Source organism: Kitasatospora sp. NPDC056731, assembly GCF_040687675.1.
In the GTDB taxonomy this organism is placed as follows: domain Bacteria; phylum Actinomycetota; class Actinomycetes; order Streptomycetales; family Streptomycetaceae; genus Kitasatospora.
The window spans coordinates 18,901-45,569 of sequence record NZ_JBFBNR010000013.1; the positions used below are offsets into that span (position 1 = coordinate 18,901).

Annotated in this window: 23 protein-coding genes and 2 tRNA genes; 7 read left to right on the plus strand and 18 right to left on the minus strand. The window is 74.2% G+C overall.

Features of this window, described 5'->3' with window-relative positions:
- Window positions 1–79 precede the first annotated feature (79 nt).
- The 4 genes from AB0R04_RS15930 to AB0R04_RS15945 form a co-directional block, all read right to left on the minus strand.
- Window positions 80–2,680 carry an SUKH-4 family immunity protein gene (locus AB0R04_RS15930; RefSeq protein WP_363371507.1) on the minus strand — a complete coding sequence of 867 codons (2,601 nt, stop codon included), beginning with the start codon at window positions 2,678–2,680 and terminating at the stop codon, window positions 80–82.
- A 60-nt stretch (window positions 2,681–2,740) separates the two neighbouring features.
- Window positions 2,741–3,742 carry an SMI1/KNR4 family protein gene (locus AB0R04_RS15935; RefSeq protein WP_063348042.1) on the minus strand — a complete coding sequence of 334 codons (1,002 nt, stop codon included), beginning with the start codon at window positions 3,740–3,742 and terminating at the stop codon, window positions 2,741–2,743.
- 104 nt (window positions 3,743–3,846) lie between these two features.
- Window positions 3,847–4,995 (minus strand): DegT/DnrJ/EryC1/StrS family aminotransferase, encoded by a 1,149-nt coding sequence (locus tag AB0R04_RS15940; protein ID WP_363371508.1) that lies wholly within the window; start codon window positions 4,993–4,995, stop codon window positions 3,847–3,849.
- Window positions 4,992–6,176, minus strand: a complete 1,185-nt coding sequence (locus AB0R04_RS15945) for a Gfo/Idh/MocA family oxidoreductase (protein ID WP_363371509.1) — start codon at window positions 6,174–6,176, stop codon at window positions 4,992–4,994. Before AB0R04_RS15945 ends, AB0R04_RS15940 begins: the two co-directional genes overlap by 4 nt.
- Before the next feature lie 380 nt (window positions 6,177–6,556).
- On the opposite strand from AB0R04_RS15945, the gene AB0R04_RS15950 reads away from it, so the two are divergent.
- Together AB0R04_RS15950 and AB0R04_RS15955 are read left to right on the plus strand one after the other, a co-directional pair.
- Entirely contained in the window at window positions 6,557–7,018 is a 462-nt protein-coding gene (locus tag AB0R04_RS15950) for a YwqJ-related putative deaminase (protein WP_063348043.1), read from the plus strand.
- An 83-nt stretch (window positions 7,019–7,101) separates the two neighbouring features.
- Complete coding sequence (locus AB0R04_RS15955; protein ID WP_063351179.1) at window positions 7,102–7,611, plus strand: SUKH-3 domain-containing protein; 510 nt, start codon at window positions 7,102–7,104, stop codon at window positions 7,609–7,611.
- Between the two features lie 64 nt (window positions 7,612–7,675).
- Here the strand turns inward: AB0R04_RS15955 and AB0R04_RS15960 are convergent, their stop codons facing one another.
- Window positions 7,676–8,944, minus strand: coding sequence for a histidine kinase (locus tag AB0R04_RS15960; protein WP_363371511.1), 1,269 nt, complete (start codon window positions 8,942–8,944; stop codon window positions 7,676–7,678).
- A gap of 334 nt (window positions 8,945–9,278) precedes the next feature.
- Here AB0R04_RS15960 and ppc point away from each other — a divergent pair, with 334 nt between their 5' ends.
- On the plus strand, window positions 9,279–12,014 hold the full coding sequence (gene ppc / locus AB0R04_RS15965) for a phosphoenolpyruvate carboxylase (protein WP_363371763.1): 2,736 nt from the start codon (window positions 9,279–9,281) through the stop codon (window positions 12,012–12,014).
- Window positions 12,015–12,173: 159 nt separating this feature from the next.
- On the opposite strand, the gene AB0R04_RS15970 is transcribed toward ppc, so the two are convergent.
- From AB0R04_RS15970 to AB0R04_RS15995, 6 genes are all read right to left on the minus strand, one after another.
- A complete protein-coding gene (locus AB0R04_RS15970) occupies window positions 12,174–12,497 on the minus strand; it encodes a hypothetical protein (RefSeq protein WP_159398448.1) in 324 nt (107 codons plus the stop codon).
- Window positions 12,498–12,634: 137 nt separating this feature from the next.
- Entirely contained in the window at window positions 12,635–13,213 is a 579-nt protein-coding gene (pth, locus tag AB0R04_RS15975; RefSeq protein WP_063348046.1) for an aminoacyl-tRNA hydrolase, read from the minus strand.
- Window positions 13,214–13,322: 109 nt separating this feature from the next.
- Complete coding sequence (locus tag AB0R04_RS15980; RefSeq protein WP_363371512.1) at window positions 13,323–13,910, minus strand: 50S ribosomal protein L25/general stress protein Ctc; 588 nt, start codon at window positions 13,908–13,910, stop codon at window positions 13,323–13,325.
- Between the two features lie 283 nt (window positions 13,911–14,193).
- Window positions 14,194–15,171 carry a ribose-phosphate diphosphokinase gene (locus AB0R04_RS15985; RefSeq protein WP_063348048.1) on the minus strand — a complete coding sequence of 326 codons (978 nt, stop codon included), beginning with the start codon at window positions 15,169–15,171 and terminating at the stop codon, window positions 14,194–14,196.
- A 202-nt stretch (window positions 15,172–15,373) separates the two neighbouring features.
- Complete coding sequence (glmU, locus tag AB0R04_RS15990; protein ID WP_363371513.1) at window positions 15,374–16,828, minus strand: bifunctional UDP-N-acetylglucosamine diphosphorylase/glucosamine-1-phosphate N-acetyltransferase GlmU; 1,455 nt, start codon at window positions 16,826–16,828, stop codon at window positions 15,374–15,376.
- 144 nt (window positions 16,829–16,972) lie between these two features.
- Window positions 16,973–17,043 (minus strand) — tRNA-Gln (locus tag AB0R04_RS15995).
- 249 nt (window positions 17,044–17,292) lie between these two features.
- On the opposite strand from AB0R04_RS15995, the gene AB0R04_RS16000 reads away from it, so the two are divergent.
- Together AB0R04_RS16000 and AB0R04_RS16005 are read left to right on the plus strand one after the other, a co-directional pair.
- Window positions 17,293–18,285 carry an acyl-CoA desaturase gene (locus AB0R04_RS16000; protein WP_363371515.1) on the plus strand — a complete coding sequence of 331 codons (993 nt, stop codon included), beginning with the start codon at window positions 17,293–17,295 and terminating at the stop codon, window positions 18,283–18,285.
- Window positions 18,286–18,476: 191 nt separating this feature from the next.
- On the plus strand, window positions 18,477–19,079 hold the full coding sequence (locus AB0R04_RS16005) for a TetR/AcrR family transcriptional regulator (RefSeq protein WP_063348051.1): 603 nt from the start codon (window positions 18,477–18,479) through the stop codon (window positions 19,077–19,079).
- 58 nt (window positions 19,080–19,137) lie between these two features.
- Here the strand turns inward: AB0R04_RS16005 and AB0R04_RS16010 are convergent, their stop codons facing one another.
- Window positions 19,138–19,929 carry a methyltransferase domain-containing protein gene (locus tag AB0R04_RS16010; protein ID WP_363371517.1) on the minus strand — a complete coding sequence of 264 codons (792 nt, stop codon included), beginning with the start codon at window positions 19,927–19,929 and terminating at the stop codon, window positions 19,138–19,140.
- A gap of 110 nt (window positions 19,930–20,039) precedes the next feature.
- Between AB0R04_RS16010 and AB0R04_RS16015 the strand changes: the two genes are divergently transcribed.
- Window positions 20,040–20,537 carry a MarR family transcriptional regulator gene (locus AB0R04_RS16015; RefSeq protein WP_188307908.1) on the plus strand — a complete coding sequence of 166 codons (498 nt, stop codon included), beginning with the start codon at window positions 20,040–20,042 and terminating at the stop codon, window positions 20,535–20,537.
- Window positions 20,538–20,552: 15 nt separating this feature from the next.
- Here the strand turns inward: AB0R04_RS16015 and AB0R04_RS16020 are convergent, their stop codons facing one another.
- From AB0R04_RS16020 to AB0R04_RS16040, 5 genes are all read right to left on the minus strand, one after another.
- Complete coding sequence (locus tag AB0R04_RS16020) at window positions 20,553–21,500, minus strand: response regulator transcription factor (protein WP_063348054.1); 948 nt, start codon at window positions 21,498–21,500, stop codon at window positions 20,553–20,555.
- A gap of 300 nt (window positions 21,501–21,800) precedes the next feature.
- The gene (gene galE, locus AB0R04_RS16025) at window positions 21,801–22,763 is read right to left on the minus strand and encodes a UDP-glucose 4-epimerase GalE (protein WP_063348055.1); all 963 of its coding nucleotides are present in this window, start codon (window positions 22,761–22,763) and stop codon (window positions 21,801–21,803) included.
- A 151-nt stretch (window positions 22,764–22,914) separates the two neighbouring features.
- Window positions 22,915–23,583: a LuxR C-terminal-related transcriptional regulator gene (locus tag AB0R04_RS16030; RefSeq protein ID WP_063348056.1), complete on the minus strand. Its 669-nt coding sequence runs from the start codon at window positions 23,581–23,583 to the stop codon at window positions 22,915–22,917.
- 195 nt (window positions 23,584–23,778) lie between these two features.
- A tRNA-Thr gene (locus AB0R04_RS16035) sits at window positions 23,779–23,854 on the minus strand.
- Between the two features lie 184 nt (window positions 23,855–24,038).
- Window positions 24,039–24,488 (minus strand): helix-turn-helix domain-containing protein, encoded by a 450-nt coding sequence (locus AB0R04_RS16040; protein ID WP_363371519.1) that lies wholly within the window; start codon window positions 24,486–24,488, stop codon window positions 24,039–24,041.
- Between the two features lie 195 nt (window positions 24,489–24,683).
- Between AB0R04_RS16040 and AB0R04_RS16045 the strand changes: the two genes are divergently transcribed.
- Window positions 24,684–25,280, plus strand: a complete 597-nt coding sequence (locus tag AB0R04_RS16045) for a flavodoxin family protein (RefSeq protein WP_363371521.1) — start codon at window positions 24,684–24,686, stop codon at window positions 25,278–25,280.
- Between the two features lie 20 nt (window positions 25,281–25,300).
- On the opposite strand, the gene AB0R04_RS16050 is transcribed toward AB0R04_RS16045, so the two are convergent.
- Complete coding sequence (locus AB0R04_RS16050; RefSeq protein WP_363371522.1) at window positions 25,301–26,635, minus strand: MFS transporter; 1,335 nt, start codon at window positions 26,633–26,635, stop codon at window positions 25,301–25,303.
- Between the last annotated feature and the right edge of the window lie 34 nt (window positions 26,636–26,669).

Sequence of the window (26,669 nt, forward strand, 5' to 3'; positions counted from 1 at the left end):
AGCCACGACGGCATGCCGGAGGGGTCGTTCCAAACACCGGAACGACCCCTCCCCACCTGCGAGGATCCGCGACAACCCGCTACAGCAGGCCGTCCCAGAACTGCTCCAGCAGCACGGCCCACCACGTGTCCGCGGTCTGCAGGGCCGCCGGGTCGATCGCGGCGAGCTGCGCCTGGAAGTCGGTCGTCCAACGACCGGCCTGGTCCGGGGTCAGCCCGTACCGCAGCCGCCACATCCGGCCCAGCAGGGCCATCGCGCGGACGAACTCCGGTACACCCGTGTTGACGAACCGGGGAGGCTGGCCGGTTCCGTCGACGTCCACGGCGACCACGTTCGCGGTGCCGTACTGGACGCAGAGCTGGCGGCCGTAGTCGTTGCCGAGCACCAGGTAGCCGCCGAAGTCCGGGGCCGTGGGCAGACCGCGCTCGGCGGCCAGCTCGGCGAGCGTCGGGATCGGCCGGCCCTCCTGCGCCTGCGCCCAGAAGAACGGGCCGAAGTCGCGCGGCAGCCCCGCCCACACCAGGGACTGCGACACCGGCTCGGGCACGCCCTGGCGGGAGACCGCGCGCTGCTCGTAGCGGAACACGTTCTGGCCGAAGGCCGCCCCGAGCTCCTGGGCGAGCTGCTGCGGCGGGAGCGGCGGCAGCGGCTGGACCGTCCCCGGCGCGGGCAGCGGCACCCGGGACGGGCGGACCCGCTGGGCCCCGGAGGCCAGCTGGTGCAGCTCGTCCAGGTGGTCGAGCAACTCGGCCATGCCGGCCTGCCGGGACGCGTGGTCGCGGCCGTAGGCGGCGGTGTGGGTGAGCCGGACGTTCGGCCAGGACGCGGCGATCATGCGGTTGCAGTAGCCGCCCGGCAGGTCGCACGACTCCAGCTCGGTGTAGAGCTCCAGCACCTGCTCCGGCGGCACGTTCAGCCGCCGCAGGTCCTGGAGGATCTTCCACTCGGGGTGCGGGGTGCCGGGCTCGCTGCGGTGCAGCAGCTTCTGCTCGGAGCCGTCCGGGCCCCGGTAGCTGAGCGCGGCGAAGTAGCCGGGGCCGACCGTCGGCACCCCCGGCGGGACGGCAGCGCCCTGCGGCACGCCGGGCACCGGCGCCGGCGGTGCGGCCGGGGCCTCACCGCCCGTGTTCGGGTAGCCGTACCCGGCCGCGGGCGCGGCGGGGGCCGTTGGACCGCCGGGCGGCGGCGGGACGGCGGGGCCCCCGGACGGCGGGGTGCCCGGGTCGGCCGGCACGGCGCCCAGCAGCGCCGGGTCGATCGCGCCGGCCAGCTGGGTCGCCTCGTACGCCACGCCGGCGGCGGGCGAGGCCGGCTGCGGGGCGGCGGCGGGCGGGGCGGGCGCCGGGGCGACGGCCCCGCGCAGGCCCGCCGGAGGCGGGGGCGGCGGGGTCGAACCGGCCGCGCGGCCGCCGGGGCCTGCGGCGGGCGCGCCGGCCCCCGGGGTGTGCCGCAGCCCGGCGGGCGGGGGCGGCGGCGGGGCGGAGCCCGGGTTGCGGCCGAGCGAAACGCCGTGCGCGGCGCCCGGACCGGACGCGCCACCGCGCAGCGCGGCCGGAGGAGGCGGCGGCGGGGCCGACCCCGGGTTGCGGCCGAGTCCGGCCTGCGGCGCCGGGGCCGGCGCCGGAGCAGCGGGCGGACCGCCCGGGCCGGGCAGGCCGCCGGGCGCGGCGAGCATGGTCGGCGCGTGCTCCACCGGCGCGGCCGCGGCGGGGGGCGCGACCGGCTGCGGGGCGGCGGCGGGCGGGGCCAGCACGGTCGGCGGCTGCTCCACCCCGCCGGGCGGCCCGGACGGCGCACCCGGCAGGCCCATCAGGCCCGGCACGGCGTCCGGCGACGCGAGCAGCGTCGGCGCCGGCTCGACGGCCGCAGGCGGCACGGGCGCGGGCGCCTGGGCCTGGGCCCGGGCGGCAGGCGGCGGGACCGGCGGCATGCCGTAGCCGCCCTCCGGCGGCATCAGCATGGTCGCGGCCTCGGCCCCGGCCGGCGCGGGCGCGTCGGGCAGGTCGGAGCCGGTGGTCCGCAGCCCCTCGGGCATCAGGACGGTGGCCGCCTCGGCCCCGGCCGGCGGCACCGGCACGGGGGCCGGGGCCTGCGGCGGGACGGCGAAACCAGCAGGACCGGCAGAACCGGACGGCACGGCGAGCACGGGCGGCTCGACGGCGGGCGCGGCCGGCACGGCGGGCGCCGCAGCGACCGGCGCGGGCGGCTCGGCCACCGGAACAGCCGGAGCCACCGGAGCAGCCGGAGCCGGAGCCCTCTGGCCCCCCAGCCGCTCCGCCTCCGCCGCGATCGCCGCGGCCCCCGCCTCCTGCAGCCACTGCGGCGGGCTGAGCAGGAAGGACGTCGCCTCGACCGGCCCGGGCGCGGGCTTCGCCGCCCCCGCCGGGTTGGCCGCGACCGGCCTCCCGTACGCCTCCTCGTACTGCCGGACCACCTCGTTGACGGGCAGCGCGGGCCAGAGCGTGGTCGCGCCGGAGTCCCGGGCGATCACCAGTCGCGCCTCGCCGGCCGACCCGTCCCCCGCACCCGACGGCCCCGCCGTCCCGTCCCCGGGTGCCACCGCCCAGCAGACGAAGCCCAGGTCGAACTCCCGGACCCGTACCTCGCGCTGCTGCGGCTGCGGCACCCCGCCGTTGATCCACTCCTCGGCGAGCTCCTGCGCCTGCGCGTACGTCACCACGCCCGGTTCACCCCTGTCCCCATCCTCGTCGTCCCCGCTCGTTGCACCGCCGCGGCCACGTCAGTCCACCGGGACGGCCCGGGCGAACCCGCCGTCCACCATCAGCTCCGCGACCGTCTCCAGCTCCGGCGGGCTGCCGGCCAGCCGCAGCAGGAACGCGTCGAAGTCCTCGCCGCAGGGCAGCAGCAGCCGGGCGCAGCGGTCCTCCGGGGCCTCCGGCGCGCCGGTGTCGCGGGCGTCGTCGTACAGGTGGAACCAGACCGAGCCGGCCCGGTCGCCGCGCACCTTGAGCGCGACGATGCCGCCCTGCGCGTAGGCGACGCCCAGGTAGTCCTTGGTGAGGTGGTCGCGCAGGCACTTGTTGGCGTACACGACGTCCTGGGTGCCGTACTCCTCGCTGAGGGTGAGGAAGGGCTGGTCGAGCAGCATGCCGAGCTCGGTGTCCAGCGCCACCCCGACCGGGGCGCGGCCGCCGCCCAGCTTGAGGAAGGTGCGGTAGGCGCCGGGCAGCCGGTAGCCGAGGCGCTCCTCGGCGCGCTGCACCAGGTCCTCGGGGACACCGATCGGGTCGCCGCCGTCCTTGGCCAGCGAGAAGTGCACGGGCCGACGCTCCTGCAACGGGCGGGTACCGCGGCGGGTGTGGTCGGCGGCGGAGGTGGCCAGGCCGGCGTGGTGCCGCAGCAGCGCCTTGACCTCCACCGGGACGAGCTCCATCCGCCGCCAGCCGGGGGCGGCCCGGCCGACCGCGTGGTGCCAGGTCCAGCCGGGCGGGGTGGCGACGGCGGTGTCCAGGTCGGCCCAGAGCGGGTGGCCCTGGGTGAACAGCGCGGCGTTGGCCGACACGTAGTCGGTCAGCCGCAGCTCGTCCACGCCGAAACCGTCCGGCGGGTCGGCGACCTCGGCCGCGGCGGCGGCGTACGAGCCGAAGTCCGGGTAGCCGTACTCGTCCACCCGGACCCCGGCGGGGTGTCGCTCCGCGCGGACCGGGTCCGGGAACTGCACCACCTGACCTGCGTACGCCGCGTTCGGTGCGGCGGCGACGCCGGGCCGACCTGTCGTCATCTGGGAGCCCCCACTGGCTGCTGCAAATTCTCGAAGCGCTTGCTGGACACCAGCGTAGGGGGTCGTCTCCGGGCCCGGGCCCCCGCCCGGGAGAAGGGGAACCGTCAGGGCCGCTGCCCGAGCGCCCCGGCCAGCACCCCGGCGACCCTGGTCTGCTGCGCCTCGGTGAGGTGCGGGTGCAGCGGCAGGCTGAGCAGTTCGCGGGCGGCCCGTTCGGCGACCGGGAACGCCCCCGCGCGGTGGCCGAGGTGACGGAACGCGGGCTGGAGGTGGACCGGGACGGGGTAGTGCACCCCGGCGCCGATCCCGGCGGCGTGCAGCGCGGCGAGGACGGCGTCGCGGTCCCGGCCGGGGCCGATCCGCACCGCGTACAGGTGCCAGACGTGCTCGTTGCCGGGCGCGGTGCGCGGCAGGGTCAGGCCGTCGAGACCGCCGAGCAGGGCGTCGTAGCGGGCGGCGGCGGCCCGGCGGGCGGCGTTCCAGGCGGGCAGCCGGCGCAGCTTGGCCCGCAGCACGACGGCCTGCAGCGCGTCCATCCGGGAGTTGAAGCCGAACCGCTCGTGCCGGTACTTCTCGCGTGCGCCGTGGTCGCCGATCAGCCGGACGGCGGCGGCGAGTTCGTCGTCGTCGGTGAGCACCGCCCCGGCGTCGCCGTAGCCGCCGAGGTTCTTGCCCGGGTAGAAGCTGGTGGCCGCGATCCGCCCGTAGCCGGTGCGCCCGTGCTGCCGGGCGCCCTGGGACTGCGCCGCGTCCTCCACCACCGGCCGTCCGTCGGCCAGTTCCAGCAGCGGCCCCATCGGGGCGAGCTGGCCGTTCAGGTGGACGGGCAGCAGCGCGACCGCGCCGGGCAGCGCCCCGGCGGCCCGCTCGGGGTCGATCAGCAGGTGCGCCGGGTCGGCGTCGACCAGCACCGGGCGCAGCCCGGCCCGCTGCACGGCCTCGGCGGTGGCGACGAAGGTGTTGGCGGGCAGCACGACCCCGCCGCCGGGCGGCAGGTCGAGGGCGCGCAGGGCGAGTTCGAGGGCGTCGGTGCCGTTGCCGGCGCCCACGCAGTGCCGGGCGCCGGTGAAGTCGGCGTACTCCCGCTCGAAGCCGTCCACTTCGGGGCCCTTGACGTAGCCGCCGGAGGCGAGCACCCGGTCGAAGCCGGCCCGGACCTCGGCCGCGACCTCGGCGTGCGCGGCCGCCAGGTCGACCAGCGGGATCGATTCGACCGGCGGGATCGGGCCGACCAGCGGGATGCCGGCGCTCACCGGGCGGCCGCCCGGTCCCCGGACCCCACCGGGACGGTGGCACCGCCGAGTTCGAGGCTGAGCGAAGCCGCCTCCAGCAGCTGGAGCACCCGCACCCCGGCCCGGCCGTCGGTGAGCGGGGCCCGGCGCTCGGTGATCGCGGCGGCGAACTCGGCCATCACGTTGCGCAGCGCCTCCTGCTCGACCAGCGCGGGCGCGACCATCTCGCCGACCCGGTAGGAGATCAGCGCCCGGTGCCGGATCGCGTCGGTCAGCTGGTCGGGCGGGGTGAGGTCGACGCCGCGGTCGTGCACGGCCAGCCGGGCCTGCGGGTTGAGGTCGTCCCAGACCAGGGTGCGCCGGGAGCCGCCGATCAGCGTGGTGCGGACCTTCGTCGGGGAGAGCCAGTTGACGTGGCAGTGGGCCAGCGCGCCGTTGCTCAGCCGGACCGTCAGGTACGCCACGCAGGCCCGGCCGGCGCCGATCGGGTCGGCGCCCTGGGCGGACACCCCGACCGGTTCGACGCCGGGCGGCAGCACGAAGTCGAGGATCGACAGGTCGTGCGGGGCGAGGTCCCATAGCACGTCCACGTCGGGCTGCACCAGGCCGAGGTTGATCCGCACCGAGTCGAAGAACTGGATGTCGCCGATCTCGCCGCCGTGCACCAGCTCGCGGATCCGGCGCACCACCGGGGTGTAGCAGAAGGTGTGGTCGCACATCAGCACCAGCCCGCCGCGCTCGGCCAGGTCGACCAGTTCGGCGGCCTCGGCGGCCGAGGTGGTGATCGGCTTCTCCACCAGCACGTGCTTGCCGGCCTCCAGCGCGGCCCGCACCAGCCGGTAGTGCGCGGCCGCGGGCGTGGCCACCGCGACCGCCCCGACCCGCTCGTCGTCGAGCACCCGCCGGTAGGAGCCGGTCGCCCGGACGGTGCTGTACTCCCCCAGCACGGCACGGGCCTTGGCCTCGTCCAGGTCGCACAGCCAGTGCAGCCGCAGCGCCGGGGTGTCCTGCGCGTTGCGGACCAGCTTCGGGCCCCAGTAGCCGGCCCCGACCACGGCGAGGCCCACCGGGCGTTCCGGTGCCGGCCGGGGCGGTTCGCCCGGCGTGGGCACGTGCCCACCGGGCGCCTGGTTGGCGGCCTGCGCGTCCCAGGCCCCCGACCGCTGCCGCGGCCCGTTCCGACCGGGCTGCTCCGACGTCATCCACGAGCCCCTTCGCTCCGCCGCCGGGGCGGGCTCGGGCCCACCCCGGCGGCCCCAACGTCCGGCGCGGGCACCGGGTCCGGCCCCGTCCGCGCGGCCGCGGGCGGTCGGCCGGATCCCCTTCGGCCTCGCTGCCGGAACGGTACCGGCCGTGCCCCCGGCCCGGAGGTGGTTTCGGGAAATCAGCGGACAAGTCGTGACGACGATGTGCGGATCCGGCCCCGGTCCGGCGAGGATCGGGTGACGGCCCGGCCGGTCCCGCACGGTCGTTCGTCCGCCCCCGCACCCCGGTTGTGCGGATGTCGGTGTCGTTTGACAGGCTTGCCCCGGACCGTCCCACCGGTCCTTCCGTCAGCGGGAACAGAGGAGGAGGACGACGCATGACCACCGGTGAGCCCGCGGGCCCGCCCGTGCTGCGCCACCACCGCGACAGCCTGCTGCCCGCCGTCGCCGCCGCGCTGTCACTCAAGGGCGGCGAGGTGCACACCCTGGCCGGGGACAAGGACGCCCGACGGCCGGTCCTGCACCCGCTGGTCGGCGAGTTCCTGGACACGCTGCCCGTCGAGGCGCGCGAGCGGTTCACCGGCCGCTGCCCGGAGGCCGTCCTGCTCTCCCAGCACCTGGTCGCGGTCGACGGCCGGCGCTCCAAGCGCGCCGCCCGCAAGCCGATGACCCTGCACGAGGCCCGCAAGGCGCTCAAGGGCTCCCGGATGACGACCGTTCGCATCCGGGAGGAGGGCGACCCGGCGCACGGCACCCACGCCCCGCCGTGCCGTTCCTGCGCGCCGATGCTGGAGCACTTCACCGTGCAGAGCGTCGCGGTCGGGCCGCCCGCGCCCTGACCGCGCCCTCGTACGCCCCCTGTCCCCGAGCCCTGGAGTCCGCCCTGAACCCGCCCAGCCCGCCCCCGCCACCGCCGGCCACCCTGTCCGCCGCCCCCGCCGGGCGGGCCCGCCCGCGCTTCCCCGCCGACGTCGCCGCCGAGCTCAAGGCGGCCGGCTGGCACCCCGGCCGCTGGCAGATACGGCAGGCCGAGGAGTGGGCCGACGCCCTGGTCGGGTACGGCGGGCCGTCCGGTCTGCGGCACGCGGTGTTCCCGGCGGCGGTGGAGGCCTGGGCCGAGTTCGGCGGCCTGGCCTTCGACCTGGCCGGCCCGGGCCGCCAGCTGGCCCGCACCCCGTTCCTGATCGACCCGCTGTGCGGGCTGCACCAGCCGCGCACCCTGCTCGACCTCGGCCGCGCCCTGGGCAGCCAGCTCGCCCCGCTCGGCGAGGAGGCGTACGGGCAGGCGCTGCTGGCCGTCGACGAGGAGGGCCGGGTCTACAGCCTGGACCACACCGGCGAGTGGTTCCTCGGACACGGCATCGACCAGGCCGTCACCACCCTGATCCTGGGCACCGCCCCGGAGCGGCTGCGCACCGCCGACGGGTCCTGACGGCGGCCCGGCGGGCCCTGGGTCAGGCGGCCGACACGCCCTGACCGCCGGGCCTGGCGGCGCGTCACCGCAGCCGGTCGGCCCGGACCGCCAGCCGGGACGGCAGCACCGCCTCGACCCGGAACCCGCCGTCCGCCTCCGGCCCGGAGGAGAAGGTGCCGCCCAGCGCGATCACCCGCTCCCGCATCCCGACCAGCCCGTTGCCGCCGCTGGGCAGCTTCGCCGCGCCCCCGCCGCCGCCCGGGCAGGCGTTCACCACGCTCACCCGCACCCCGTTGGGCGCGTACGCGAGCAGGACGGACACCTGTGCGCCGCCCGCGTGCTTGTGCGCGTTGGTCAGGCCCTCCTGGACGACCCGGTAGGCGGTCTGCTCGGCCTCGCCGGTGAACTCCTGCCGGCTGCCGCTGACGGTCAGCGTCACCGCCATGCCGGCCGCCCGGGACTGGTCGACCAGCCGGGGCAGCCCTGCCAGCGAGTCGGGCTCCGGCTGGCGCTCGTCGTCCATCCGCAGCACGCCGAGGATCTCCCGCAGCTCGTTCAGCGCCTGCCGTCCGACCTCGCCCATCAGCTTGGCGCTCTGCGCGGCCTTCTCCGGGTCCTTGGCGACGATCCGCTCCAGCGCCCCGGCGTGCACCACCATCAGGGACACCCGGTGCGCCACCACGTCGTGCATCTCCCGGGCGATCCGGGTGCGCTCCTCCAGCCGGGCCCGGCGGGCGCGCTCCTGGGCCTGCTCGGCCAGCAGGTCCAGTTCGGTCTCCAGGCCGTGCGCGCGGTCCTTGAGCGAGTCGATCAGCCGCCGCCGCGCGCCCACGTACAGTCCGGTGACCACCGGCGGGACGGTCAGGCCGACGGAGACCAGCACCGCGATCAGCACCTGGCCCCAGAGCGGCGGCTGCTCCACCGCCGTGTCGCCGGGCGTCAGCATCGACACCATCATCACGGCGACGGTCTCGGCGAAGGCCAGTGCGGACAGCGCCACCACCCGCCAGCGCCGGGTGGGCCACTCCCAGGTCGCCGCCAGCGTGTACAGCGACACCACCAGCAGCAGGACGCCGAGCATCCCCGGCATCGCCACCAGGGTCACCAGCACCGGTACGGCCGGCCAGCGGCGGCGCAGCACCAGCGAACCGCCCGCCACCACGCCGAGCAGCGAGATGCCGGCCATCCCGGCGGCGTCCAGGTGCACCCGGCCGGAGAGGAAGGCGATCGTGCTGAGCGCGCACTCCAGCGCGGCGAGCACCGCCAGCCCGATGTCCAGGAAGGCGCTGCGCGGCCGTTCCCACCACCAGAACGGCCGGACCGGCGCGCGCTCCCCAGGCGACTTGCTCATGGTTGACAGCCTAAGCGGCAACCCCCTCCCCTCCCCACCGGGATTGCCCCCGACACCTCGCCGGACCCTCAAGTGGTCCAGACCACATGCGGCCTGCGGCGTCACTGTCCGCCATCCGGCCACCTCGCGGACAGCGACCGCCCCGACACCTATGCTGGTCGCGTCGGACAGCGCGGTCCGCACGCGTCACACCCGCCACACGCGGGCGGACCTGTGACGATGAGCCGTTGCCGAACCCCACCACCACAGGGAGCCAGCCGTGACCGCTCCGGTCCCCACCCCGGCGGACAGCCCCACTGTCCACGCCACCGGCCCAGTTGCCGACAACGCGGCCCTGCGGGCGGACATCCGCCGCCTCGGCGACCTGCTCGGCGAGACGCTCGTCCGACAGGAAGGCCCCCAGCTGCTGGGCCTGGTCGAACAGGTCCGCCTGCTCAGCCGCACCGACGGCGAGGCCACCGCCGAACTCCTCTCCGACATCGACCTGGACACCGCCGCCAAGCTGGTCCGGGCCTTCTCCACCTACTTCCACCTCGCCAACGTCACCGAACAGGTGCACCGCGGCCGCGAGTTCGCCACCCGCCGCGCCCGGGAGGGCTCGCTGCTCGCCCAGACCGCCGACCAGCTCGCCGAGGCCGACCCCAAGCACCTCGAGAACACGCTGGCCCACCTCGCGGTCCGCCCGGTCTTCACCGCCCACCCCACCGAGGCCGCCCGCCGCAGCGTCCTCAACAAGCTGCGCCGCATCGGCGAACTCCTCGACCGCATCCACCGCGAGGAGATCGCCGCCGGCCTCTCCCAGGCCGACCCGGCCCGCACCAGCAGCGCCCGCCGCCAGGCCGACCGCCGCCTCGCCGAGGTCATCGACCTGCTCTGGCAGACCGACGAGCTGCGCATCGCCCGCCCCGAGCCCACCGACGAGGCCCGCAACGCCGTCTACTACCTGGACGAGCTCTACCACGACGCCGTCCCCCAGGTCCTGGAGGAACTGCACGAGGAGCTCGGCCGGGTCGGCCTGACCCTGCCCGACGGCGTCCGCCCGCTCACCTTCGGCACCTGGATCGGCGGCGACCGCGACGGCAACCCCAACGTGACCCCGCAGGTCACCTGGGACGTCCTCAACCTCCAGCACGAGTACGGCATCAAGGACGCCCTGGCCGCCGTCGACGACCTGCGCAGCACCCTCTCCACCTCCGAGCGGCTGGCCGGCGCCTCGGTCGAACTGCTCGCCTCGCTCAACACCGACCTGCACCAGCTCCCCGAGCTCAGCCCCCGCTACAAGCGGATGAACGCCGAGGAGCCCTACCGCCTCAAGGCCACCTGCGTCCGGCTCAAGCTGGAGAACACCCGCGAGCGGCTCGCCCAGGGCACCCCGCACGTCGAGGGCCGCGACTACCTCGGCACCCGCGAGCTGATCACCGACCTGCGGCTCATCCAGGACTCCCTGCGCGCCCACCGCGGCGAGCTGATCGCCGACGGCCGCCTCGCCCGCGCCATCCGCACCATCGAGGCCTTCGGCCTCCAACTCGCCACCATGGACGTCCGCGAGCACGCCGAGGCCCACCACCACGCCCTCGGCCAGCTCTTCGACCGCCTCGGCGAGGAGGCCTGGCGCTACGCCGACATGCCCCGCGAGTACCGGCAGAAGCTGCTCGCCAAGGAGCTCCGCTCGCGCCGCCCGCTCGCCCCCACCCCGGCCCCGCTGGACGCCGCCGGCACCAAGACCCTCGGCGTCTTCAACACCATCCGCGAGGGCTTCGAGCGCTTCGGCGACGAGATCGTCGAGAGCTACATCATCTCCATGTGCCAGGGCGCCGACGACGTCTTCGCCGCCACCGTCCTGGCCCGCGAGGCCGGCCTGATCGACCTGCACGGCGGCATCGCCAAGATCGGCATCGTGCCGCTGCTGGAGACCACCGAGGAACTCCAGAAGGCCGACCTCATCCTCGACGAGATGCTGTCCGACCCCTCCTACCGGCTGCTCGTCTCGCTGCGCGGCGACGTCCAGGAGGTCATGCTCGGCTACTCCGACTCCTCCAAGTTCGGCGGCATCACCACCTCCCAGTGGGAGATCCACCGCGCCCAGCGCCGGCTGCGCGACGTCGCCCACCGCTACGGCATCCGGCTGCGCCTGTTCCACGGCCGCGGCGGCACCGTCGGCCGCGGCGGCGGCCCCTCCCACGAGGCCATCCTGGCCCAGCCCTGGGGCACCCTGGAGGGCGAGATCAAGGTCACCGAGCAGGGCGAGGTCATCTCCGACAAGTACCTGCTCCCCTCCCTCGCCCGGGAGAACCTGGAACTGACCATCTCCGCCACCCTCTCCGCCTCCGCGCTGCACACCGCCCCGCGCCAGGCCCCCGAGGAACTGGCCCGCTGGGACGCCGCGATGGACCAGGTCTCCGCGGCCGCCCACACCGCCTACCGCGCCCTGGTCGAGCAGGACGACCTGCCGAAGTACTTCTTCGCCGCCACCCCGGTCGACCAGCTCGCCTCGCTGCACCTGGGCTCCCGCCCGTCCCGCCGCCCCGACTCCGGCGCCGGCCTCGACGGCCTGCGGGCCATCCCGTGGGTCTTCGGCTGGACCCAGTCCCGCCAGATCGTCCCCGGCTGGTACGGCGTCGGCTCCGGCCTCGCCGCCGCCCGCGCGGCCGGCCTCGGCGGCGTGCTCGACGAGATGCACGGCCAGTGGCACTTCTTCCGCAACTTCCTGTCCAACGTCGCCATGACGCTGGCCAAGACCGACCTGCGGATCGCCCGCCACTACGTCGAGCAGCTGGTGCCCGCCGAACTGCACCACGTCTTCGACCAGATCGTCGCCGAGCACGACCTCACCCTGCGCGAGGTGCTCCGACTCACCGGCGAGGGCGCACTGCTGGAGCACAACCCGGTGCTCAAGCAGACCTTCACCGTCCGCGACGCCTACCTCGACCCGATCTCCTACCTCCAGGTCGCGCTGCTGCGCCGCCAGCGCGAGGAGGTCGCCACCGGCCGCCACGAGGACCCGCTGCGGGCCCGCGCGCTGCTGCTGACCGTCAACGGCATCGCCGCCGGCCTGCGCAACACCGGCTGACGCCACCGCGCGTACGGGACGGGGCCGCCGTCCGCCCTCCGGGGTGGGCGGCGGCCCCGTCCCGTACCGGAAGGGCCCGGGGCACGCGAAAGGGCCGGCGCCCGTGGGCGCCGGCCCGGTGTCGTGTCGCCGCGCGGACGGCTAGGTCCCGGACACGGCCTACTCGCCCGGTTCGCCCGCGCGTCGGCGCTTCAGCCACAGCGCGGCGCCGCCGGCCGCGACCACCAGGCCGCCGCCGACCGCCAGCAGCCCGGCGTCCGTGCCCATCGAGTCACCGAGCAGCGGCCCGAACTGCGCCGCCGCAGGCTCCGGGGAGCCCCCCGGATCCGGCTCGGCCACCGCGTCCGCGTGCGCCACCGCGCCGCCCGAGAGCAGCACCCCGGCCGCCCCCAGCGCACCGGCCGTGCCGACCCGCCGTCCGAACTGCTTCAGTCGGACCACCCGGAGCCGCCGCAGTCGGCGGACCGGACGAAAACCCCGCATCGAGAACTCCCCAGGACTCGTTCGCGTACCAGGCCGACGCTATCCGATCCCGCACAGGCTTCTCACACGGATTCAGGTTTGGACCGGCAAGCGTTGTACGACTGTTGCGTAACACCACTCCCGGACTTGATGGAGCGTCAGGAGTTGTAGGTACCCTGCGCCCGCTCCAGCCCCTCGGACAGCAGCGCCTCCACCGCGTCCGCCGAGCGGTCCACGAACCACTCCAGTTCCTTGCGCTCGGCGCCGGAGAAGTCCTTCAGCACGAAGTCCGCGACCTCCATCCGGCCCGGCGGCCGGCCGATCCCGCACCGCACCCGGTAGTAGTCCGGCCCCAGCGACTTGGTGATCGACTTCAGCCCGTTGTGGCCGTTGTCCCCGCCGCCCAGCTTGAGGCGCAGCGCCGCGTAGTCGATGTCCAGCTCGTCGTGGACGGCGACCAGCGCCGAGGCCGGCGCCTTGTAGAAGTCCCGCAGCGCCGTCACCGGCCCGCCGGAGAGGTTCATGAACGACATCGGCTTGGCCAGCACCACCCGGCGGCCGGACAGCCGCCCTTCGGCCACCTGCGCCCGGCTCTTGTGCGCCTTGAACTTCGCGCCCATCCGCTGTGCCAGCAGGTCCACCACCATGAACCCGATGTTGTGCCGGTTCCGGGCGTACTGCTCGCCAGGGTTGCCCAGCCCCACCACCAGCCAGGGGCCCTCGTACTCGTCCGCCATGCCCTCTCTCCTCCTGTGCGCGCTCTACGTCATCTTCCCGGACACACCGCTGCCCCGGCCGCTCCGAGGGGAGCGACCGGGGCAGCGGTCACAGCTGGTGGGGAGAGGCTCAGGCCTCGGTGCCCTCGGCCGGGGCGGCCTCGTCCTCGGCCGGGGCGGCCTGGGCGCCGATGACCTGCAGCACGACGGCGTCGGCGTCGACGGCCAGGGTGACGCCGGCCGGCAGGACGATGTCCTTGGCGAGGACGGAGGCACCGGACTCCAGGCCCTCGACCGAGACGGTGACCGACTCGGGCAGGTGGGTGGCCTCGGCCTCGATCGGCAGCGCGTTGAGGACGTGCTCCAGCAGGTTGCCGCCGGGGGCCAGCTCGCCCTCGGCCAGGACCGGGATCTCGACGGTGACCTTCTCGCCGCGCTTGACCAGCAGCAGGTCGACGTGCTCGATGGTGCGCTTGATGGCCTCGCGCTGCACGGCCTTCGGCAGGACGTACTCGTCCTTGCCCTCGATCGGCACGACCAGCAGGGCGTTCGGGGTCTTGAGCGCCATCATCAGGTCGTGGCTCGGCAGGTTCAGGTGAACCGGGGCGTGGCCGTGGCCGTAGACGACACCGGGGACGAAGCCGGCGCGGCGGGCGCGACGGGCGGCACCCTTGCCGAACTCGGAACGGGTCTCAGCGGCGATGCGGATCTCGGACACGACTGCACTCCTCGGGAAGACTGGCGCGGGGGTGCAGGCAACGCGAAAAACCGCCGGGACCACACCCTCAGTACGTTCGGGGGTCACTCGGCGGTAACGGCCTCTGCCGGCGGACGGGAATCCGGTACCGGCAGCGCGTCGATCACGGAGCGGGCACCCGGCAAGCAGGCACACGGCATCCCTCGCCGAGCAGTTTCACGAGTCTAACCGCATGAACGGCCTCCCGTGAAATCGGCGGCGGCCCCGGTCCGATCCGGACCGGGGCCGCCGTCGTCGGGCTTCGTCAGTGCACGCCCTCGAAGAGGCTCGTGACCGAACCCTCCTCGAACACCTCGCGGATCGCGGCCGCGATCGAGGGGGCGATGGACAGCGTGGTGATCTTGTCCAGCTGGATCTGCCCCGGGGTCGGCAGCGTGTTGGTGAACACGAACTCGCTCACCCGCGAGTTCTTCAGCCGGTCCGCGGCCGGGCCGGAGAGCACGCCGTGGGTGGCCGCCACCAGGACGTCCGCCGCACCGTTGTCGAACAGCGCGTCAGCCGCGGCGCAGATCGTGCCGGCGGTGTCGATCATGTCGTCGACCAGGACGCAGACCCGGTCCTTGACGTCACCGACGACCTCGGCCGACAGGATGGTATTGGCCTGGGTCATGTCGCGGCGCTTGTGGATGATCGCCAGCGGCGCGTCCAGCCGGTCGCACCACTGGTCGGCCACCTTCACCCGGCCGGCGTCCGGCGACACGATGGTCAGCTTGGAGCGGTCCACCCTCCCGCCCACGTAGTCCGCCAGCATCGGCAGCGCGAACAGGTGGTCCACCGGGCCGTCGAAGAAGCCCTGGATCTGCGCGGTGTGCAGGTCCACGGCCATCAGCCGGTCGGCGCCCGCCTGGCGCAGCAGGTCGGCGACCAGGCGCGCCGAGATGGGCTCGCGGCCCAGGTGCTTCTTGTCCTGGCGGGCATACCCGTAGAACGGCAGGATCGCGGTGATGCTCTTGGCGGAGGCCCGCTTCAGCGCATCGATCATGATCAGCTGTTCCATGATCCACTGGTTGATGGGAGCCGTGTGGCTCTGCATCACGAAGCAGTCCGCGCCACGGGCGGAGTCCAGGAAGCGGACGTAGATCTCGCCGTTGGCGAAGTCCAGGGCCTTGGTCGGGACGAGCTCGGTCCCGAGCGCCTCGGCCACCTCCCTCGCCAGTTCCGGGTGGGCACGGCCGGAGAAGAGCTTGAGTTTCTTCTCACCCGACGTCGTGATCCCGCTCACTGCACCGTCTCCTCGCGTTGCTGACGCTGAACCCCGTCGTCCCGTGCGGGCAGGCGCAGCCGGCTCGCACGAGGGGTCGGGGGAATTGTCGGTACGCCTGGACACGGGCCGTAAGCCCAGTGGCGCACGTATGTCCCCAAGGTTACGCGCCCACGCAGAAACCGTCCGCCCCGGGACCGCCCTCGGGCTCCCGCCCGCCCCGTCAGGCGTCCGCGGCCCCGTCCGTCGCAGCCTTCGCGGCCTGCGCGGAGGTGGTCCCCGGGCGCTTGCGCTCCACCCAGCCCTCGATGTTGCGCTGGTGCGCCCGGCTCACTCCGAGCGCGCCCGGCGGGACGTCGGTGGTGATGACCGAACCGGCCGCGGTGTAGGCGCCGTCCCCGATCGTCACCGGGGCGATGAACATGTTGTCGGAGCCGGTGCGGCAGTGCGCACCGATCACCGTGCGGTGCTTGTTGACGCCGTCGTAGTTCACGGTGACGGAGGCCGCGCCGACGTTGGTGCCCTCGCCGATCGTGGTGTCCCCGATGTAGGAGAGGTGCGGCACCTTGGCGCCCTCGCCCAGCTCGGAGTTCTTCACCTCGACGTAGGTGCCGACCTTCGCCTTGCGGGCCAGCTTGGCCCCCGGCCGCAGGTAGGCGTACGGGCCGGCGGTGGCCAGCTCGCCCACCTCGGCGCGGTCCGCCGTGGTGTTGCTCACACGGGCGCCGGCGCCGATCAGGGTGTCGGTCAGGGTCGAGTTCGGGCCGACCTCGCAGCCCTCGCCCAGGTGGGTGGCGCCCTGCAGCTGGGTGTTCGGCAGCACGAGGGCGTCCGGCTCGTACGTCACCTGCACGTCGATCCAGGTGGTCGCCGGGTCCACCACGGTGACGCCGGCCCGCATCGCCCGCTCCAGCAGGCGGTCGTTCAGCAGCCGGCGGGCCTGCGCGAGCTGCACCCGGTCGTTGATGCCCAGGATGTCCCGGTGGTCCTCCGCGACCACGGCGCCCACCCGGTGCCCGGCGGTGCGCAGAATCTCCAGGGTGTCGGTGAGGTACTCCTCGCCCTGCGAGTTGTCCGTGGTGAGCTCGGCCAGCGCCTCGACCAGCAGCTTGGCGTCGAAGGCGAAGACGCCCGAGTTGATCTCGGCGATCGAGCGCTGGACGGCGGTGGCGTCCCGCTCCTCGACGATCGCGGCGACGGTGCCGTCCTCGTCCCGCAGGATCCGGCCGTAGCCGAAGGGCTCGGGGACGACCGCGGTCAGCACGGTGACCCCGTTGTCCTGGGCGGCGTGGGCCTTCGCCAGGCGACGCAGCGTGTCCCCGGTCAGCAGCGGGGAGTCCCCGGCGGTCACGATCACCGTGCCGTCCAGCACCACGCCGTCGGCGGCCAGCGCCTCCAGCGCCGTGCGCACCGCGTGCCCGGTGCCCTTCTGGTCCTCCTGCACCACCGGGCGGGCCGCCGGGTAGTGCGCCGCGAGGTGCTCCTGGACCTGGTCCCGCTGGTGTCCGACCACCACGACGAGCTGTTCCGGCGTCAGTTCGCGGGCCGCCGAGACGGCATGACCCACCAGCGACCGGCCGCAGACCTCGTGCAGCACCTTGGGCAGCTTGTTCGACTTCATCCGGGTCCCGCCACCGGCGGCGAGCACGACAACGGCGGCAAGCGAATTGGCACCCATGCGGGGAGGCTCCTCGGTCGGTTCACAGAGCGGGCAGAACGGGCCCGGACCGGACCGAGGCCGGTCGCCATTCGCACAGTCCGCCGAGCAGCACCGACAATACCGGCGGTTCGGCGGTACGCCCGAACCTGAGGCGTGCAGAGGCTCCGCCGCTAGGATTCGAACCCAGACAAAGGCCTCCAAAGGGCCCTGTGCTGCCATTACACCACGGCGGATGGTTGCTCAGACCCTACCCGAGTCGACCCTGCCATGGGTATCAACTGCCGCGATCCGCAGGCCCCGATCCGCCGGAAACGGTCGAACAAGCCGGGCCGCCGGTTCATCCATCCAGTCGGGTGAATTCACTCAAGCGCCGTGCGGCGGCGTGTTCCCTTCGCCACGGAGCGTAACCTACGATGCCGTAGGTTACGCCAACGTAGCCTCCGCTCCTCCCTCCCGCACAGAGATGCCGCAAAGGGACGCCCATGACCACCAAGGCCGGCGAGCCGAGCGCGGGGAACGCCGCGCTTCCCCCCGAATCCCCCGATCCCACCGACACCGCCGCCACCCGGCTGTCCGCCACCCGCGGCGGGGAGAAGCAGGGCCTCGCCGAACGGCTCGCGCTCGGGCTGTTCATCCTCCTGCCGTTCACCGCGCTGCTGGCCGCCGTGCCGGTGGCCTGGGGGTGGGGACTGGGATGGACGGACGCGGCGATCACCGTCGCCATGTACTTCCTCACCTGCCACGGCATCACCGTCGGCTACCACCGCTACTTCACCCACAGCGCGTTCAAGGCCAACCGCCCGATGCGGCTCGCCCTCGCGATCGCCGGCAGCCTGGCGGTCGAGGGCCCGCTGGTGCGCTGGGTGGCCGACCACCGCAAGCACCACCGGTTCAGCGACAAGGACGGCGACCCGCACTCGCCGTGGCGCTACGGGGAGAGCCTCCCGGCCCTGCTCAAGGGCCTGTGGTGGGCGCACATGGGCTGGATGTTCGACGAGGAGCAGACCCCGCAGCTCACGTACGCGCCGGACCTCGTCCGCGATCCGGCCATACGGCGGATCTCCCGGCTGTTCTGGCTCTGGACCATGATCTCGCTGCTGCTCCCCCCGCTGGTCGGCGGGCTGGTGACGCTGTCCTGGTCGGGCGCGCTGTCCGCCTTCTTCTGGGGATCGCTGGTCCGGGTGGCCCTGCTGCACCACGTCACCTGGTCGATCAACTCGATCTGCCACGCCGTCGGCCGCCGCCCGTTCCGCTCCCGGGACCGCTCGGGCAACGTCTGGTGGCTGGCGGTGCTCTCCTGCGGCGAGTCCTGGCACAACCTGCACCACGCGGACCCGACCGCCGCCCGGCACGGGGTCCTGCGCGGGCAGATCGACTCCTCGGCCCGGCTGATCCGCTGGTTCGAGCTGGCCGGCTGGGTCCGGGACGTCCGTTGGCCGGACGCACAACGGATCGCCGCCCGCCGCGCCGCATGAGTCGTCGCTTCCAGCATGATGTAGGGGTGAACGGGAGCAGCGCAGACAGCACAGGCGGCCACCAGAGCACGCGGACGGACGCGGCGCCCGACGCGGCGCCGGCCCGTCCGCGAACCGCTGCACCGGCGGGCGGGGGCGCCTCGGGAGGTGCGCCCGCCCCGGCGCCGCGCCGCCGGGGCGGGCGGGTCCGGATGACCGGCAAGCAACGGCGGGAGCAGCTGCTGGAGATCGGGCGGACGGTGTTCGCGGAGCGCGGCTACGACGGCACCTCGGTGGAGGAGATCGCCGAGCGGGCCGGGGTGTCGAAGCCGGTGGTGTACGAGCACTTCGGCGGCAAGGAGGGGCTGTACGCGGTGGTGGTGGACCGCGAGATGCAGCTGCTGCTGGACATGGTCACGGGGGCGCTGACCGGCGGGCACTCGCGGGAGCTGCTGGAGCAGGCCGCGTTCGCGCTGATGGACTACATCGACACCTCGACGGACGGCTTCCGGATCCTGGTCCGGGACTCCCCGGTGGCCCAGTCGACCGGCACCTTCGCGTCACTGATCAGCGACATCGCGACGCAGGTGGAGGACATCCTCGGCCTGGAGTTCAAGTCCCGGGGCTTCGACGCGCGACTGGCCCCGATGTACTCGCAGATGCTGGTCGGCATGGTGGCACTGACCGGGCAGTGGTGGCTGGAGGTCCGCAAGCCGGACAAGGCGCAGGTCGCGGCGCACCTGGTGAACCTGGCCTGGCACGGGCTGGAGGGCCTGGAGCGGCACCCGAGGCTGGTCGGCGGGCGCAAGGACTGACCTGCGGGCGGAAGGACCGACGGCCCTCCCGCCCCGCATCAGGCCCTCCCGCCCCGCATCAGACCCTGGTTCCGACGGCGAAGATCCGCCGGAACGGGAAGACGGTGCCGTGCGGTCCGGCCGGGTAGGCCTCGCGCAGGAGCGCCCCGTACTCGGCGAGGAAGGCGGCTTGGCGGCCGGGGTCGGTCAGCCGGGTGAGGACGGGGCGCAGGGCGGTGCCCTTGACCCAGGCGAGGACCGGGTCCGGGCCCGGGAGCAGGGTGCGGTAGGTGGTCTCCCAGACGTCGGGCGTGCAGCCGGCGGCGGTGAGGGCGTCCAGGTAGCGCTCGGGCGGGTGGACGCCGGCCCTGGCGGCGTCGTCGCCGAGGAGGCCGCGCCAGCGGGGGCTGCGCCGGAGTTCGGCGAGCAGGGTGTGGCTGGGGGCGTCGAAGTTGCCGGGGACCTGGAAGGCGACGGTACCGCCGGGCCGCAGGGCGCCGGCCCAGCGCGGGACGAGGTCGAGGTGGCCGTCGATCCACTGCAGCGTGGCGTTGGAGACGATCAGGTCGGGTCCGGCCGGGGCCGGGTCGTAGTCGCGGGCGTCGGCGAGCAGGTAGTCGGCGGTGGGCTCACCGTCGGTGCGGGCGGTGGCGAGCATCGGGGCGGAGTTGTCGACGCCGGTGAGGCGGGCGTGCGGCCAGCGTGCGCGCAGCACGGCGGTGGAGTTGCCGGGGCCGCAGCCGATGTCGAGGATCACGGGATCGCCCGGGTTCGGGAGGGCGGGGACGCGGGCGAGCAGGTCGCGCAGCGGACGGGTGCGTTCGTCCGCGAAGCGCAGGTACTGCGCCGGGTCCCAGGCGGGACTGGTCATGGTCCACCTCGCAAGTATCTCGACATCAAGATATCCCAGGTAGCCTTGCTGGCACATTTCTCGACGTCAAGAGACTTCACATCGACACATCCACCGATACACTGATCGTCATGGAGGACGAGGTCGACAGGCTGGTCGCAGCGTGGCGCCGAGAGCGCCCCGACCTCGACGTGGAGCCGCTGGAGGTACTCAGCCGGGTCAGCAGGCTCGCCCGGCACCTCGACCGCGCCCGCCGCACCGCCTTCGCCGAGCACGGGCTGGAGCCCTGGGAGTTCGACGTCCTGACCGCCCTGCGCCGGGCCGGCTCCCCCTACCAGCTCTCCCCCGGCCAGCTGCTCACCCAGACCCTGGTCACCTCCGGCACCATGACCAACCGCATCGACCGCCTCACCGGCAAGGGCCTGGTCAAGCGCCTGCCCGACCCGGACGACCGGCGCGGCGTGCTCGTCCGGCTCACCGACGACGGCCGCGACCGCGCCGACCAGGCACTCGCCGGACTGCTCGCGCACGAACGCGAACTGCTCGCCCAGCTCAGCTCCGGCCAGCGGGGCGAACTCGCCGCGCTCCTGCGGCAGCTGGTCGCCCCGTTCGACAACATCCCGGGCTGATCCGGGCCCCGGAGCTCACGTCCGGTCCACCGCGGTCACGATGGACGGCGGCGCCGGCAGGGCCGGCTCGGCCGGGCTGACCCCGGCCCGGCGGGCCACCGCGACCGCGGCCAGCGTGGAGTGCACCCCGAGCTTGCCGAGCACGTTCTGCATGTGCGTCCGGACGGTGTGCGGCGACAGGTAGAGCCGCTCCGCGACCGCCTGCCGACCCAGGCCCGCCACCATGCAGCGCAGGATCTGCTTCTCCCGCGGGGTCAGGGTGTCGACCAGCCGCTCGCTCTCGGTGCGGTCCCGCCGGGCGGTGGTCAGCTCGCGGATCACCCCGGTCAGCAGCGCGGGCGGCAGGTGCGTCTCGTCCCGCAGCACCCCCCGGACCACGGCGAGCAGCCGAGCCAGCGAACTCTCCTTGGCCACCCAGCCGGTGGCACCCGCGTGCAGGGCCCGGGCGGCGCGGTGCGGATCGTCGGCGGCGGCCAGCACGACCGCCCGCAGGCCCGGATGGGCGCGGCGGACCCGGGCGAGCAGGGTGATGCCGTCCGGTGCCGGAGGCGCGGTTCTGAGCTGGTCGGCCCGGTACGCGTCGGAGCGGGCCGACTCCGCGCCGCGCCCACCCGGGCGCAGCAGGTCCACCGAGCGCCCGCCGGACGGCACCACCGGCGGGCCGACCGGGTGGCGGGGCGGCGGCACCGCCGGGGCCAGCCGCCGCCGGGCCGCGTCGGCCGCGTCCGGGCCGGGCCGGCTCCGGGCACCCGCCGAAGCGACGCCCTCGGCCCCCAGGTCGGCGTCGATCAGAACCACGTCGAAGGCCCGCCCCTCGACGGCGGCACGCTCCAGCGCCCGCTCGGCGGCGGCCCCGCTGCCGGCCGCCCCCACCTCCACGTCGGGCTCGGCGGCGAGCGCCGCGGCCAGGGCCTCGGCGAAGATCCGGTGGTCGTCGACCACCAGGACGCGGATCCGCCCCATCGTCACTACCCCCCTGCTCAGACCGGCCCGAGCCCGGGGGCGGGGACCGGCCCCGGCACCCGCGGTCCGGGCCCGTCAATCCGCCCGCCCACCGGTGGCCGGTGAGGCCGAAAAAGGGCGCCGGCCCCCACCGGTGCCGCACTCAGCGTACGGGCCGGGAAACCCCCTCGTGGCGGTTTGGTGAAGTTTCGTCAGGAGGTACGCGAGTGGCGGGATTTCACGCCATCACCGGTCGAAGCGGGCAACGCCGAGGCGCCGCCCCCCGAACCTCCGGGAGCGGCGCCTGCGGGGTCCTGCGGCCTACTGGCCGTGCTTCTCCAGGGCGAACTTCCAGGCGTCGGCGACGATGTCGTCCAGGTTCGGGCGGCGCGGCGTCCAGCCCAGCGCCTCGTGGGCGCGGGCGGCCGAGGCCACCAGCACGGCCGGGTCGCCGGCCCGGCGGCCGGCCGCCTGCACCGGGATCTCCCGGCCGGTGACGCGCCGGACCGACTCGATCACCTCGCGCACCGAGAAGCCGCTGCCGTTGCCCAGGTTGCAGATCAGGTGCTCGCCCGGCTTGGCCGCGTCCAGCGCCAGCAGGTGCGCGTCGGCCAGGTCCGCGACGTGGATGTAGTCGCGGATGCAGGTGCCGTCCGGGGTCGGGTAGTCCTCGCCGTACACCGCGATGTGCGGGCGCTGACCCAGCGCCGCCTGGAACACCAGCGGGATCAGGTGCGACTCGGGGTCGTGGCGCTCCCCGTACGCGCCGTACGCACCGGCCACGTTGAAGTAGCGCAGCGAGACGGCGGCCAGCCCGTGCGCGACGGCCTCGCTGGTGATCAGGTGGTCCACGGCGAGCTTGGTGGCGCCGTAGGCGTTGGTCGGCGAGGTGCGGGCGGTCTCCGCGATCGGCACGACCTCCGGCTCGCCGTAGACGGCGGCGGTGGACGAGAACACCAGCTTGCGCACACCCGCCGCGCGCATCGCCGCGACCAGTTCCAGCGACCCCGCCACGTTGTTGCGCCAGTACTTCTCCGGATCCACGACCGACTCGCCGACCTGCGAGGAGGCGGCGAAGTGCAGCACGCCGTCGAAGGAACCGTCCAGCACCCGGCCGGCCTCCTGGACCCGACCCTCGACGAACTCGGCACCGACCGGGACGCCCTCACGGAAACCGGTGGAGAGATCGTCCAGGACGGTCACCTGGTGCCCCGCCTCCAGCAGGTGGGCGGCCACCACGCTGCCGACGTAGCCGGCGCCACCCGTGACCAGGTACTTACTCATGATGAGACCTCCAGCGGGCGACGGTCCGCCGGATCAGCGGCGGCCGTCGATGACGTGTGTACGACTGAGGCTATTCTCCCTGCCCGCCGGAGTGCCCAGGACCACGTGAACGGGCCACCCGGGAACCGGTTTCACGAAACCCGAGCCCCCCTCAGCCGCCGGCCATCCGCTCCAGCAGCCCGGTACGGGCCGCCACCGCGGCCGCCTCCAGCCGGGTCCGCGCACCGAGCTTCATCAGCACCCGCTGGACGTGCGTCCGGGCGGTGCTCGCGGCGATCCGCATCCCGGCGGCGATCGCCGCCGTGTCCTCCCCGTCCGCGATCCGGGCCAGCACCTGCACCTCACGACGGGTCAGCAACCGCAGCAGCCGCACCGCCTCGTCGTCCGGCTCGGCGACCGGCCGCAGCAACTGGTCGAAGGCCCCGCGCAGCACGTCCACGGCCACCGCCGCCTCGCCCGCCCGAGCCCGCCCGATCGCCCGCTCGACCACCCCGATCCGCTCGTCGCTCGGCACGTACCCCGCCGCCCCGGCCGCGAACGCCCCCGCCACACCGCGCAGTTCACCCACCGGCCCGAGCACGATCACAGCCACCTCGGGGCGCTCCCGGCGGATCCGGCGCAGCCCGTCGAAAGCCGCCGGCTCACTCGGCGCGGCCACCCCCAGCAGACACACCTCCGGCCGCCGACCGACCACCAGATCAGCCGCGACCCCGGCCGGGCAGCCGACCGCGAGCACCCGGTGGCCGCGCAGCTGCAACGCCGTGGCCAGCGCCTCGGCCAACAGCCGGTGATCGTCGACCACCACGAGTCGAACGCCCATGACGCCCTCCCGGTCGGGGTTCGGCTCGCGCCCGCACCCCATGGGCGGGCGGCCGATGACGCACCATCACAGCGCATTCCGTACCCGACCCGCTAGGCCGCCGCGTTCGGCCGCCGCACGGGGCCGCCCTCTTGGACCGGGCGGCCTGATCGGGGAACAGCAAAAGGCCCTCGCCATGAAGCGAGGGCCTTCGAATGGAGCCCCCATGCGGAATCGAACCGCAGACCTTCTCCTTACCATGGAGACGCTCTACCGACTGAGCTATAGGGGCTTGCCGGGCTTTCACCGGGCCGGTCGAACAAGGAAGACATTACACGGCTGGCGGCCCGGAAGGGAAATCGGCTCCGCGGCCCCGGCGCATGCCGGACCGACCCCCGGCGGGCGGGCGCCCGACCCTCGGCACGGGCCTGGTCAGCCTTCGGTGCGCTCGCGACCGGCCTTCGGTACGCGCGCGGTCAGCCTTCGGCGTGCGTCTCGTCGAACTCCTCGCGGGCGGCCAGCATCTGCCCGGTTCGCTGCTCCGTCCACCGGCCGAGCGGCGCCAGCAGCACGGCCAGCTCCCGGCCGAGCGGCAGCAGGTCGTAGACCACCCGCGGCGGTGTCTCCGGGAACACGGTGCGGCGCACCAGTCCGCTGCGCTCCAGGCTGCGCAGCGACTGGGTGAGCATCTTGCGACTGACCCCGCCGACGCCGCGCTGCAGTTCGGAGAACCGCTGCTGCCCGCAGGCGGCGAGGCTCATCAGGATCAACATCGACCACTTGTCGGCCAGTTCGGCGAACATCGCGCGGCTGGGACAGAGCTGGGCGAAGACGTCGAGCTCCTGCTCCCGGTCCTGCCCGCCCTCCGGCTCCTGCCCCTGCCGCCCGGTGCCGCTCTCCACCCGGGCCGCTTCCTCCGTCGTCATGCCGTCCAGGGTAGCCCCGCGGTCTCCAATCCACCCTTGGTAACCAATGGAGACTTGGTCTATATTGGAGACCAAGCCGGCGGGTCGAGGTGCGACAGCACGCCCCGCCGTCGCTCCTCGGCTTGTCCTTGCCTTGCCTTGCCTTGCCTTGCCTTGCCCCTGCCCGCACCCGTTCCCGTACAGGAGTGCCCCCGTATGACCGCCATCCGCCCGACCGTCGCCCTCGCCTACCACTCCGGCTACGGCCACACCGCCGTCATCGCCGAGGCCGTCGCCCGCGGCGCCGCCGCTGCCAGCGCCGAGGTCGTCTCGATCGCCGTCGACACCATCACCGACGAGCAGTGGGCCCAGCTCGACGCCGCCGACGCGATCGTCTTCGGCTCCCCCACCTACATGGGCACCGCCTCCGGCGCCTTCCACGTCTTCGCCGAGGCCACCAGCAAGCGCTGGTTCTCCGACGCCTGGCGGGACAAGGTCGCCGCCGGCTTCACCAACTCCGCCTCCAAGAGCGGCGACAAGGCCGGCACCCTCGGCTTCTTCCAGACCCTCGCCGCCCAGCACGCCATGAGCTGGGTCAACCTCGGCCTCAAGCCCGGCTGGAACGCCACCACCGCCACCGAGAACGACCTCAACCGCCTCGGCTTCTTCAACGGCGCCGCCGCCTCCAGCCCGTCCGACGCCGGCCCCGAGGCCGTGCACAAGGCCGACGTCGCGACCGCCGAGTACCTCGGCGAGCGGGTCGCCCAGCACACCGCCGTCGTGCTGGCCGGCCGCGCCGCCCTCGCCGGCTGACCGCACCGCACGGTCGGCACCTACGCCGCCGGGTCCACCCCCAGGAGGGGCGCCCGGCGGCGTCCGCCGTCCACCGCCCCCAACTCCGCGCCGCCGGTCTCCGGCAGCAGCCACAGGCAGCCCAGCGCCACCACGCCCAACCCCACCAGGTACCAGCCGACCGGCTCCGCCGTCCCGTACGCCTCCGTCAGCCGCGTCGCCACCAGCGGCGTCGTCGCCCCGCCCACCACGCCGCCCAGGTTGTACGTCAACGCGGCACCCGTGTACCGCACCCGGGTCGGGAACAACTCCGGCAGGAACGCCGCCACCGGCCCCATCAGGCACCCCAGCACCACCAGCGCACCCGCCAGCGCCACGAACATCAACGGCCGGCGCACCGTCTCCAACAGCGGGAACAGCACCAGCGACCACCCCGCCGCCAGACCCGTCGCCCAGCACAGCGTCCGCCGCCGCCCCCACCCGTCACTGCGCGACGCGCTCACCCACACCGTCACTCCCATGCCCAGCGCGCCTACCAACAGCATCACCAACACCAGCGAACTCGCCACCCCGAGCCCGGACGTCGCGTACGCCAACGCGTACGTCGTGGTCAGGTAGAACAGCGCGTACCCCACGGTGATCGCCCCACAGCCCAGCAGCACCGTGCGCCAGTGCCCGCGCAACACCTCCACCACCGGCGCCCGGTCCCTCGGCTCGTCCGGCCGGAACAGCGGCGTCTCCTCCAACCGCAGCCGCACGAACAGCCCCACCGCCACCAGCCCCAACGACGCCAGGAACGGCACCCGCCAGCCCCACTCCCGGAACGCCCGCCCGTCCAGGCCGAGTTGGACCGCCAGGAACACCCCGTTCGCCAACACGAACCCGCTCGTCGGCCCCAACTGCAGGAACGCCCCGTACCGCCCCCGCCGCCCGGCCGGCGCGTTCTCCGCGATCAGCAGCGCCGCCCCGCCCCACTCCCCGCCCAACCCCACGCCCTGGCACACCCTCAACACCACCAGGGCCACCGGCGCCCACCACCCCCACGACCCGAACCCCGGCAACACCCCCACCGCCGCCGTCGACAGCCCCATCAACAACAGCGACACCACCAGCGTCGCCTTCCGCCCCACCCGGTCCCCGAAATGCCCGAACACCACCGCCCCCAGCGGCCGGGCCAAGAACGCCACCGCGTACACCGAGAACGCCGCCAACAGCGCCCCCACCGTGCCCAGTTCAGGAAAGAACACCGACCCGAACACCAAGGCCGCCGCCGTCCCGTACAAAAAGAAGTCGTAGAACTCGATCGCCGTACCGATCAGCGCCGCAGCCGCCGCACGCCTCAACTGCCCCGCCCGCCGGGCTTCCTCCGCATCCATACCACCACCCTGGACACCAGCCCGCCCCGCCACC

Excerpts from the sequence above, each read along its gene's own strand:
- AB0R04_RS15935 (WP_063348042.1), bottom strand. The coding sequence starts at position 3,742 with ATGACGACAGGTCGGCCCGGCGTCGCCGCCGCACCGAACGCGGCGTAC.
- AB0R04_RS15945 (WP_363371509.1), bottom strand. The coding sequence starts at position 6,176 with ATGACGTCGGAGCAGCCCGGTCGGAACGGGCCGCGGCAGCGGTCGGGG.
- AB0R04_RS15950 (WP_063348043.1), top strand. The coding sequence starts at position 6,557 with ATGACCACCGGTGAGCCCGCGGGCCCGCCCGTGCTGCGCCACCACCGC.
- AB0R04_RS15960 (WP_363371511.1), bottom strand. The coding sequence starts at position 8,944 with ATGAGCAAGTCGCCTGGGGAGCGCGCGCCGGTCCGGCCGTTCTGGTGG.
- AB0R04_RS15970 (WP_159398448.1), bottom strand. The coding sequence starts at position 12,497 with ATGCGGGGTTTTCGTCCGGTCCGCCGACTGCGGCGGCTCCGGGTGGTC.
- pth (WP_063348046.1), bottom strand. The coding sequence starts at position 13,213 with ATGGCGGACGAGTACGAGGGCCCCTGGCTGGTGGTGGGGCTGGGCAAC.
- glmU (WP_363371513.1), bottom strand. The coding sequence starts at position 16,828 with ATGGGTGCCAATTCGCTTGCCGCCGTTGTCGTGCTCGCCGCCGGTGGC.
- AB0R04_RS16000 (WP_363371515.1), top strand. The coding sequence starts at position 17,293 with ATGACCACCAAGGCCGGCGAGCCGAGCGCGGGGAACGCCGCGCTTCCC.
- AB0R04_RS16005 (WP_063348051.1), top strand. The coding sequence starts at position 18,477 with ATGACCGGCAAGCAACGGCGGGAGCAGCTGCTGGAGATCGGGCGGACG.
- AB0R04_RS16010 (WP_363371517.1), bottom strand. The coding sequence starts at position 19,929 with ATGACCAGTCCCGCCTGGGACCCGGCGCAGTACCTGCGCTTCGCGGAC.
- AB0R04_RS16015 (WP_188307908.1), top strand. The coding sequence starts at position 20,040 with ATGGAGGACGAGGTCGACAGGCTGGTCGCAGCGTGGCGCCGAGAGCGC.
- AB0R04_RS16020 (WP_063348054.1), bottom strand. The coding sequence starts at position 21,500 with ATGGGGCGGATCCGCGTCCTGGTGGTCGACGACCACCGGATCTTCGCC.
- galE (WP_063348055.1), bottom strand. The coding sequence starts at position 22,763 with ATGAGTAAGTACCTGGTCACGGGTGGCGCCGGCTACGTCGGCAGCGTG.
- AB0R04_RS16030 (WP_063348056.1), bottom strand. The coding sequence starts at position 23,583 with ATGGGCGTTCGACTCGTGGTGGTCGACGATCACCGGCTGTTGGCCGAG.
- AB0R04_RS16040 (WP_363371519.1), bottom strand. The coding sequence starts at position 24,488 with ATGACGACGGAGGAAGCGGCCCGGGTGGAGAGCGGCACCGGGCGGCAG.
- AB0R04_RS16045 (WP_363371521.1), top strand. The coding sequence starts at position 24,684 with ATGACCGCCATCCGCCCGACCGTCGCCCTCGCCTACCACTCCGGCTAC.
- AB0R04_RS16050 (WP_363371522.1), bottom strand. The coding sequence starts at position 26,635 with ATGGATGCGGAGGAAGCCCGGCGGGCGGGGCAGTTGAGGCGTGCGGCG.